The following is a 1,591-nucleotide window of genomic DNA, read 5'->3' as shown; positions in this document are numbered from 1 at the left end:
AAGTAGCCGCCCGCGAGGGTGTCGGCGGCGCGATCGAGCACCTCGGCCAGCGATCCGCCGAGGTCGGGCCCGATGACCTCGGCGAGACGATCCTCGCGTTCGCGGATCTCGGCCGCGCACTCGGTGAGCGTGTTCCAGCCCGACTCGCTCAGCCGCACGAGGCGCACTCGCCGGTTGGTCGGGTGCTCCACCTTCTCGATGAGTCCTGACTCGAGCAGCTCGGCGGAGACCACGTGCGCGGCCTGCGAGCTGACGAACGTGCGGCGTGCGACCTGCGCGTTCGACAGCGGGACGCCTTCGCCGAGCACCTGCAGGATGAGGAACTGGGGGAGGGTCACGCCGTGCGCGAGCGCGGTGTTCTCAGCGGCGCGGTTGAGAGCGCGGGCCAGCCGGTACGCGGTGTAGTTGAGCCGATCCGTCGCGGGGGTCCCGCGTGGGTCACGGCTGAGATCCGGCACCTCCCCAGCCTAGGCGTCGAGCCGAGCGACCAGGTCGAGGCCGCGCTCGGCCCAGGCGATCTCGATGCGCGCCCGCTCCACGAGGCCGCCGTACGCGAACCGCTTGAACTCGATCGTGCGCTCGCGCTCCTCGTCGGGAGTGATGGCGAGGCGGCGCACCAGCATCGGATTGCTCAGGTTGTCGATGTGGTCGAGTTCGCCCTCCCACTGCGCGAGCTCGTTGCGCCACACCTCGATGTGACGCTCGAGGAAGGCGCGCGCCGCGTCGGGTGTGGTGGCCTCGAGATACGCCGCTCGCAGATGCGCGGGGTCGCGCACCCGCTGGTAGTCCAGCGGCGCGGCCATCCATTCCGCGAAGGCCCGGTCTCCGGCATCCGTCACGTGATAGATCCGCCGCGTGCCGCGCTCGCCGCGGGCCTGCTCCTCGCCCTCGATCAGTCCCGCCTGCTCCATCTTGCGCAGCTCGGGGTAGATCTGGGAGTCGGGCGCGTGCCACACATGGCCGACCGACTGGTGGAACTGCTTCTGCAGGTCGTAGCCCGAGAGGGGGCCTACCCGCAGGATGGCCAGCAGTGCATAGCGCAGACTCATGCGTCTCCCTTCGCTCCCGAGCGTACCGACCCGCCCCAGCGCCGGACGCCGACGGGCGCCGAGACAGCGGCTTGTCGCTGCGGTCTCGGCGCCCCGGTGACGTCTTCGGGCAGGTGCGGGTCAGGAGGCGGGCTGCTCGTACCCGGTGCGCCAGCCGCCCTGGTAGGTCTGCCGCGCCACCGTCGAGTACGGCACCGGGCTGACCACGACGCGCACCTCCGTCTGCTCGTGCGGCTCGACCGAGGCCTTGCTGCTGCCGCCGTTCGGCTCGCCCCAGACGACCTTCAGCTCAGAGCCCTCGGGAACGTCGGGGTTCACGGTGGCCAGCGAGAGCCCGCGGCGCTCGTTCGCCGAGTATCCCGTGAACATCGAGTAGCCCACGACGTTGCCGTCGGCGTCGATGACCGAGTCGTAGTTCGCCGAGCCGTAGTTGGCCAGCGGCAGGTCGAAGAACTTGTAGTTCGGGCCGTCGACGTTCAGCAGCGACGTCCACACCTTGCCGAGGTCGTCGGCATCCCACGCGAGGGTGACCTTCTTGCGCT

2 protein-coding genes and 1 pseudogene are annotated in these 1,591 nt (G+C 70.2%); all 3 read right to left on the bottom strand.

The genetic code is table 11. The features are described from left to right. Positions 1 to 458 (bottom strand): MarR family winged helix-turn-helix transcriptional regulator (locus tag WYM_RS21330; RefSeq protein ID WP_019182391.1); only part of this gene is annotated, 458 nt, incomplete at its 3' end. A gap of 9 nt (positions 459 to 467) precedes the next feature. Continuing rightward, complete coding sequence (locus tag WYM_RS18800) at positions 468 to 1,049, bottom strand: PadR family transcriptional regulator (RefSeq protein ID WP_019182390.1); 582 nt, start codon at positions 1,047 to 1,049, stop codon at positions 468 to 470. A 120-nt stretch (positions 1,050 to 1,169) separates the two neighbouring features. Next, positions 1,170 to 1,591: pseudogene (locus WYM_RS22060) on the bottom strand (aminomethyl transferase family protein); the annotation flags it as partial.

This window comes from Microbacterium yannicii PS01 (assembly GCF_000304335.1).
Lineage (GTDB): Bacteria > Actinomycetota > Actinomycetes > Actinomycetales > Microbacteriaceae > Microbacterium > Microbacterium yannicii_A.
The sequence above is the reverse complement of the archived record's forward strand: the minus strand, read 5'-3'. Positions and strand labels throughout refer to the sequence as shown.

Excerpts from the sequence above, each read along its gene's own strand:
- WYM_RS18800 (WP_019182390.1), bottom strand. The coding sequence starts at position 1,049 with ATGAGTCTGCGCTATGCACTGCTGGCCATCCTGCGGGTAGGCCCCCTC.